Annotated in this window: 7 protein-coding genes; 2 read left to right on the top strand and 5 right to left on the bottom strand. The window is 57.8% G+C overall.

The window, feature by feature from the left end; genetic code table 11:
- The first annotated feature begins 503 nt into the window (after positions 1-503).
- Together purH and purD are read left to right on the top strand one after the other, a co-directional pair.
- Entirely contained in the window at positions 504-2,093 is a 1,590-nt protein-coding gene (purH, locus tag MHZ89_RS21790; RefSeq protein WP_311784593.1) for a bifunctional phosphoribosylaminoimidazolecarboxamide formyltransferase/IMP cyclohydrolase, read from the top strand.
- A 16-nt stretch (positions 2,094-2,109) separates the two neighbouring features.
- The gene (gene purD / locus MHZ89_RS21785) at positions 2,110-3,390 is read left to right on the top strand and encodes a phosphoribosylamine--glycine ligase (RefSeq protein ID WP_311784592.1); all 1,281 of its coding nucleotides are present in this window, start codon (positions 2,110-2,112) and stop codon (positions 3,388-3,390) included.
- A 34-nt stretch (positions 3,391-3,424) separates the two neighbouring features.
- Here purD and MHZ89_RS21780 read toward each other — a convergent pair whose 3' ends face one another.
- The 5 genes from MHZ89_RS21780 to hemE form a co-directional block, all read right to left on the bottom strand.
- Complete coding sequence (locus tag MHZ89_RS21780; protein ID WP_311784591.1) at positions 3,425-4,090, bottom strand: DUF1481 domain-containing protein; 666 nt, start codon at positions 4,088-4,090, stop codon at positions 3,425-3,427.
- Between the two features lie 67 nt (positions 4,091-4,157).
- A complete protein-coding gene (hupA, locus tag MHZ89_RS21775) occupies positions 4,158-4,430 on the bottom strand; it encodes a nucleoid-associated protein HU-alpha (RefSeq protein WP_033755847.1) in 273 nt (90 codons plus the stop codon).
- A gap of 188 nt (positions 4,431-4,618) precedes the next feature.
- Positions 4,619-5,209, bottom strand: coding sequence for a YjaG family protein (locus MHZ89_RS21770; protein ID WP_120458444.1), 591 nt, complete (start codon positions 5,207-5,209; stop codon positions 4,619-4,621).
- Positions 5,210-5,271: 62 nt separating this feature from the next.
- Positions 5,272-5,940 (bottom strand): deoxyribonuclease V, encoded by a 669-nt coding sequence (gene nfi / locus MHZ89_RS21765; RefSeq protein ID WP_311784590.1) that lies wholly within the window; start codon positions 5,938-5,940, stop codon positions 5,272-5,274.
- A 2-nt stretch (positions 5,941-5,942) separates the two neighbouring features.
- On the bottom strand, positions 5,943-7,010 hold the full coding sequence (gene hemE / locus MHZ89_RS21760) for a uroporphyrinogen decarboxylase (RefSeq protein ID WP_311784589.1): 1,068 nt from the start codon (positions 7,008-7,010) through the stop codon (positions 5,943-5,945).
- Positions 7,011-7,035 lie beyond the last annotated feature (25 nt).

Raw genomic sequence — 7,035 nt, 5'->3', positions numbered from 1 at the left:
TATCTGTCCTGCGAGTGCCCACACAGATTGTCTGATAAATTGTTAAAGAGCGGTGCAGTCAGCGGCCGAGCCTGCTGCTGCGAGGTGGCGTATATTACGCTTTCCTCCGTGTCAGTCAAGCCTTTATTTTCGCTTTAACCGACGGTGATTTTCATCACCTCAACACCGCATTCCGTAAGCCGTTGTGCCGTGTCGATGGAGGCGCATTATAGGGAGTCGTTCAGAGAGCGCAACAGCTAAATTGCACAAAAATGACCGTTCGCTGCATTCCACAGCAAAAGGCCGCCTTATACGCGATTACCCACAAAGTTATCCACAATGCATCTCCAGACGAATTTTTGCGAGCAGCACGCAAACGTTTTCGCTACAATGCCCGGCGACGTCACGGATGCCCCTTTTCGGGGCGTTACCTGAAGTTTCGCCTCTTTTTATTAATAAGAAGATCGCTAAGCTTGATGTAACGCTCTTATTTACGCGAAACAAAGCCAAGGGATAAAACCACCATGCAACAACGTCGTCCTGTACGCCGCGCTCTGCTGAGTGTCTCAGACAAAGCGGGCATCCTTGAATTTGCTCAGGCGCTCTCCAGCCGCGGCGTCGAACTGCTCTCTACAGGCGGAACCGCTCGCCTGCTGGCCGATGCGGGTCTTGCGGTCACTGAAGTGTCTGACTACACCGGTTTCCCGGAAATGATGGATGGACGCGTTAAAACGCTGCACCCGAAAGTGCATGGCGGCATTCTGGGACGCCGCGGCCAGGATGACGCGATTATGGCGCAGCACGCCATTGAGCCTATCGATATGGTGGTCGTTAATCTTTATCCCTTCGCTCAAACCGTCGCTCGCGAAGGCTGTACGCTGGAAGATGCGGTCGAGAATATCGACATCGGCGGCCCAACCATGGTGCGCTCGGCGGCGAAGAACCATAAAGACGTCGCCATTGTGGTCAAGAGCAGCGACTACGACGCTATCGTTGCCGAGATGGACGCCAACGAAAATTCTCTGACGCTGGAAACGCGTTTCGACCTGGCTATCAAAGCGTTTGAGCATACGGCCGCCTACGACAGCATGATCGCCAACTACTTCGGTTCGCGGGTTCCCGCCTATCATGGCGAACGCGATCGGCCTGCCGGGCGCTTCCCGCGCACGCTGAACCTGAACTTCATTAAGAAGCAGGATATGCGTTATGGGGAGAACAGCCATCAGGACGCTGCCTTCTATATAGAAGAGAACGTGCAGGAAGCCTCAGTGGCGACCGCACAGCAGGTTCAGGGCAAGGCGCTCTCTTACAATAACATCGCCGATACCGACGCAGCGCTGGAGTGCGTGAAGGCGTTCAGCGAAGCGGCCTGCGTCATCGTCAAGCATGCCAATCCCTGCGGCGTCGCCGTTGGCGCATCGATCCTCGACGCTTACGAGCGCGCCTATAAAACCGATCCGACTTCTGCCTTCGGCGGCATTATCGCCTTTAACCGCGAGCTGGACGAAGCCACCGCGCAGGCGATCATCAGCCGTCAGTTTGTCGAAGTCATTATCGCGCCTTCCGCCAGCGAAGCGGCTTTAAAAGTCACGGCAGCGAAGCAGAACGTTCGCGTGCTGGTCTGCGGCCAGTGGCAGGAACGCGTCGCCGGTCTCGATTTTAAACGCGTAACCGGTGGTCTGCTGGTACAGGACCGCGATCTCGGCATGGTGGAAGCGAGCCAGCTGCGCGTCGTGAGCAAACGTCAGCCGAGCGAGCAAGAGCTGCGCGACGCCCTCTTCTGCTGGAAGGTCGCGAAGTTTGTAAAATCCAACGCTATCGTTTATGCGCGTGACAATATGACTGTCGGCATCGGCGCTGGCCAGATGAGCCGTGTTTACTCCGCTAAAATCGCTGGCATCAAGGCCGCTGACGAAGGGCTGGAAGTGAAGGGCTCGGCGATGGCCTCAGATGCGTTCTTCCCGTTCCGCGACGGTATCGATGCGGCCGCTGCCGTCGGCGTCACCTGCGTTATCCAGCCGGGCGGCTCTATTCGTGACGATGAGGTTATCGCTGCGGCAGACGAGCATGGCATCGCCATGATCTTCACGGACATGCGCCACTTCCGCCATTAATTCTTCGGAGAGCAATATGAAAATTTTAGTGATTGGCAACGGCGGTCGTGAGCACGCGCTGGCCTGGAAAGCGGCGCAGTCGCCGCTGGCGGAAACGGTCTTCGTCGCGCCCGGCAATGCCGGTACTGCCCTGGAGCCAGCGCTGCAGAATGTCGATATCAGCCCTACCGATATCCCTGCCCTGCTGGCGTTTGCTCAGCGCGAGGCGATCGATTTGACTATCGTGGGGCCGGAAGCGCCGCTGGTTATTGGCGTAGTGGACGCGTTCCGCGCGGCGGGTCTGAAAATTTTCGGACCAACTAAAAATGCCGCGCAGCTGGAAGGTTCTAAAGCCTTTACCAAAGACTTTCTGGCCCGCCACCATATTCCGACCGCGGAATATCGCAACTTTACCGATGTCGAAGTGGCGCTGGCGTATCTGCGTGAGAAAGGCGCGCCTATCGTTATCAAAGCTGACGGCCTGGCTGCCGGTAAAGGCGTAATCGTCGCCATGACGCTGGAAGAGGCGGAAGCCGCAGTCAAAGATATGCTGGCCGGCAACGCCTTTGGCGATGCAGGTCATCGTATTGTGATTGAAGAGTTTCTGGACGGCGAAGAAGCCAGCTTTATTGTTATGGTCGATGGCGAGAACGTCCTGCCGATGGCCACCAGCCAGGATCATAAACGCGTCGGCGACGGCGACACCGGCCCGAACACCGGTGGCATGGGCGCCTACTCTCCTGCGCCGGTGGTAACCGACGAGATCCACCAGCGCGTCATGGATCAGGTAATCTGGCCGACGGTACGCGGCATGGCGGCGGAAGGCAACGTCTATACCGGTTTCCTCTATGCCGGACTGATGATCGACCAGTCAGGTCAGCCGAAGGTAATTGAATTTAACTGCCGCTTCGGCGATCCGGAAACGCAGCCAATCATGCTGCGCCTGCAGTCGGATCTGGTTGAACTCTGCCTGGCGGCCTGCGACGGCACGCTGGATCAGAAGCATTCAGAGTGGGATCCGCGTCCGGCGCTGGGCGTGGTGCTGGCCGCTGGCGGCTACCCTGGCGACTACGTTAACGGTGAGCAGATCCACGGCCTGCCGCTGGAAGAAGTAGAAGATGGCAAAGTCTTCCATGCCGGTACGCGTCTGGATAACGATCTGGTGCTGACTAACGGCGGCCGCGTGCTCTGCGTCACCGCGCTGGGCGACGACGTGGCGGCGGCGCAAAAGCGCGCCTATGAGCTGGCTCAGCCCATCTCCTGGAACGGCAGCTTCTGCCGCCGCGATATTGGCTATCGCGCCATTAACCGCAAGTAAGCAAAAGGGCACGCTACGTGCCCTTTTCTTTAACCTAAAAGTCCTCTTCTTTCGGCTGCGAATCGCAGCTTTCTCCCGGCGCCGCGCGCAGCAGCTGCGTCCCTTCCGGCGCCTCGAGCCAGGAGACCAGCAACGGCGCGCTGCTGCGCTGCTGCTGTCGAACCAGCATCTGTAGCGCATAATCGTCAAAGGATGGCGACACCCGCTCGCCGTCGCAGGTAACAATCTGCTTCGCGCCCAGCCACTGCCCCTGCTTCAGGATTATGTGGCCGTTGAGCAGCGCATTGCTCTGCGCCAGCATACGCTGCGCGTCAAACTTATAGAGTTCTACCGTATCGGTATCGACCGCTTCGCGCCGATCGGCCAGCTGCCGTTGCATAAAGCTCAGGCTGCCGTCCTGATCGAAACGCAGCGTGACATCATTCGGTTGTTTGCCGCTGGTGTGGCGCGCCACGCTGACCAGCTTCTGCTCTTGCCACAGATAATCCGTGGTTTCCGTCGTATCGCCGTTAAAAGGCGTGTAGAGGGTACGCAGATGGATGGTGAGATGGCCGCTGTTTTTGCGCCAGATGCGCACCGCGCCGCGATCGGCAAGATAGCCGCTGGCGGTAAAGGGAGGCGTTTCGGGTGTTGAACTGCACCCGGAAAGCAAAAGAAGAGAAAGCAGGGCGAAACAGGAGGACGAACGCAGGTTCGGCATAACTGGCCCCTAATACAAAAGGGGCGAATTCGCCCCTTCTTTAAAATTCTGACCGCAGTGCGACGTCTTATTTAACAGAGTCTTTCAGCGCTTTACCAGACACGAATGCCGGTACGTTTGCCGCAGCGATTTTAATCTCTTTGCCAGTTTGCGGGTTACGACCGGTACGCTCAGCGCGGTGGTTCACTTTAAAAGTACCAAAACCAACCAGTTGTACAGCATCGCCTTCTTTCAGAGACTCAGTGATCGCAGCCAGAGTAGATTCCAGAGCCGCTTTAGCCTGGGTTTTTGACAGGTCCGCTTTTTCCGCGATCACATCAATCAGTTGAGTCTTGTTCATAAGTTATCCTTAAAGTGTATTTATCGCTTGCTAAGCAACGAGTGCGAGGGAAAAGCCATATTCTGGCACTCTTCAGCCTGCACGCACCGATAGCCACAATTTTCAGCCCCCCAAATGTAGACCAGAGAGGGGGCCGATGTGAAGCCTCCAGGCTCGCTAATTCAGGCCTGAAGTCACGTTTTCCCGCCTTACTGCTGAAAATTTATACCGATGTTGCTGATTCCCGCCTCCCGCAGGTCCGAACGCAATCCTTTGATCAATTCAAGGTCTCGCTCTTCGCAGTCGGCAAGCAGGCGGAAAATCTCCCATTGCAGGTCCCATTCATCGATGACGGCAGGGTTTTCGCGCAGCTCTTCGTCGCTCATTTCGCGTCCGGCCTGGGTCATTTCCAGCATCGCAACGGTGGTGATGGACGTTTTGCTGACTTCAATCGCATGCTCGAGGGTTTCGCCGCTCAGCATAGCGTGCAGCGCTTCGCTTAATGCCACGCAGGCGTCGATGGCCGGATAAACCCCGTACACTTCAAACGCATCGCCATCGGGAATCGCGGCTTCAAGCTTTTCCAGCTGGCTGTCGAAATTAATTTTGGCGTCTTTGACCGTCAGGCTTTCCCAGATGAGATCGAGAAGACGGCGATAAAGCGCGGGATCGGCAAATTCCGTCTGCTGGCAGAATGCCCAGTAATTGGGGAACATACGCTCGCACAGGCAAGCCATAAACGTCAGATGCTGCCAGCTTTCCAGCTTCGCCAGACGCAGGTGAACGGGGTTTTGTAACATGAACAGGGCTCTTCATCGTTTAGCTGGCGGCAGTGTACCGCAAAAGCGCCGCGCGCACAGCGTTAAAGCGCGTTTTGCCAGCGCTGAAAAGCGGTGCGGTTAGACGCGACGGCATCGGCCCAGCGCGTCGGTTCCGGCAGGCGATAACCGCCCATGCAGTTTTCCACCCACTGCAGCGCGCTGTCCAGGCTGACGCGGTGTCCGGTCGCCACGAAAAGCGGATTGCAGCGCGCTTTGCTGCGCCATACCCAGCCGATCTGTTCGCCCTTGTCTATCAGCGGCTGACGCGAGCCAGGCTCGGCCCCCAGCTCGGCAAAACGGCCACACAGGCGCTTTTTCGCCACGCCGATGGTCGGCACGTCCACCATTAAGCCAAAATGTGAGGCAACGCCGAGACGACGCGGGTGTGAGATGCCATGTCCGTCGACGAACAGCAGATCCGGTTTGCGTTCAAGGGTTTCCCACGCCGCCAGCAGCGCAGGATATTCGCGGAAGGAGAGAAAGCCGGGAATATAGGGCATGGTAGTGGCGATACGCGCCACACGATGCTCCACCAGCTTCAGAGAGGGATATTCGAGGATAACCAGGGCGGCGCGAGTCACCGCCCCTTCCTGTTCGAATCCGACATCGGCGCCGCCGATAAAACGCGGAGGCAGGACGTCGAAATCATCCTGCCGCACCACCTCTGCAGCGCGCTGAAGCTGCTCCGCGCGCAGTGCAGCAATGTCCATATTTACTCCTGATGATATTGGCCTGAGAGACGGTGTACCGCCTCAACAAACACGCCTGCATGCTCTGGCGGCACATCCTGATGAATGCCATGTCCCAGGTTGAAGACGTGACCGCTGCCCGCGCCGAAGCCCTCGAGAATGCCCGCGACTTCCTGCTCAATACGCGCAGCTGGCGCATAAAGCATAGACGGATCCATGTTGCCCTGCAGCGCGACTTTGTCGCCTACGCGGCGACGCGCCTCGCCGATATCGGTGGTCCAGTCGAGACCGAGCGCATCGCAGCCGGTCGCGGCCATCGCTTCCAGCCACTGTCCGCCGCCTTTGGTAAACAGCGTAATCGGCACGCGGCGGCCTTCGTTCTCATGCAGCACGCTGTCGACGATTTTATGCATGTAGTAGAGCGAGAACTCCAGATAGTCGCGGCCCGTCAGCACGCCGCCCCAGGTGTCGAACACCATTACCGACTGCGCGCCCGCGCGGATCTGCGCGTTGAGATAGAGAATGACGCTGTCCGCCAGCTTATCGAGCATCGCATGCAGCGTAGCGGGATCGGCGTACATCATTTTCTTGATTTTGGTAAAGGCCTTGCTGCTGCCCCCTTCCACCATATAGGTCGCCAGCGTCCAGGGGCTGCCGGAAAAGCCGATCAGCGGCACTTCGCCGTTGAGGTTTTTGCGAATGGTGCGTACCGCGTTCATCACATAGCCGAGTTCCTGCTCAGGATCGGGCACCGGCAGTTTGTCGACATCGGCGCGGCAGGTAATCGGACTGGAGAAACGCGGGCCTTCGCCGGTTTCGAAGTAAAGTCCAAGGCCCATCGCATCGGGGATCGTCAGGATATCGCTGAAGAGGATCGCCGCATCAAGCGGATAGCGGCGCAGCGGCTGCAGGGTCACTTCACACGCCAGCTCGGCGTTCTTGCACAGCGACATAAAATCGCCGGCTACGGCGCGCGTCGCTTTGTATTCCGGCAAATAACGTCCGGCTTGTCGCATCATCCATACCGGCGTGATATCAACCGGCTGACGTAAAAGGGCGCGCAGATAACGATCGTTCTTCAGTTCACTCATTTCAGGACTCTCTCAATTTCAGGCG

The organism is Pantoea sp. ACRSB (assembly GCF_022346905.1).
Lineage (GTDB): Bacteria > Pseudomonadota > Gammaproteobacteria > Enterobacterales > Enterobacteriaceae > Pantoea > Pantoea piersonii.
Note: the sequence above shows the minus strand (reverse complement) of the source record. Positions and strands in the feature narration are given on the sequence as shown.

Excerpts from the sequence above, each read along its gene's own strand:
- purH (WP_311784593.1), top strand. The coding sequence starts at position 504 with ATGCAACAACGTCGTCCTGTACGCCGCGCTCTGCTGAGTGTCTCAGAC.
- purD (WP_311784592.1), top strand. The coding sequence starts at position 2,110 with ATGAAAATTTTAGTGATTGGCAACGGCGGTCGTGAGCACGCGCTGGCC.
- MHZ89_RS21780 (WP_311784591.1), bottom strand. The coding sequence starts at position 4,090 with ATGCCGAACCTGCGTTCGTCCTCCTGTTTCGCCCTGCTTTCTCTTCTT.
- hupA (WP_033755847.1), bottom strand. The coding sequence starts at position 4,430 with ATGAACAAGACTCAACTGATTGATGTGATCGCGGAAAAAGCGGACCTG.
- MHZ89_RS21770 (WP_120458444.1), bottom strand. The coding sequence starts at position 5,209 with ATGTTACAAAACCCCGTTCACCTGCGTCTGGCGAAGCTGGAAAGCTGG.
- nfi (WP_311784590.1), bottom strand. The coding sequence starts at position 5,940 with ATGGACATTGCTGCACTGCGCGCGGAGCAGCTTCAGCGCGCTGCAGAG.
- hemE (WP_311784589.1), bottom strand. The coding sequence starts at position 7,010 with ATGAGTGAACTGAAGAACGATCGTTATCTGCGCGCCCTTTTACGTCAG.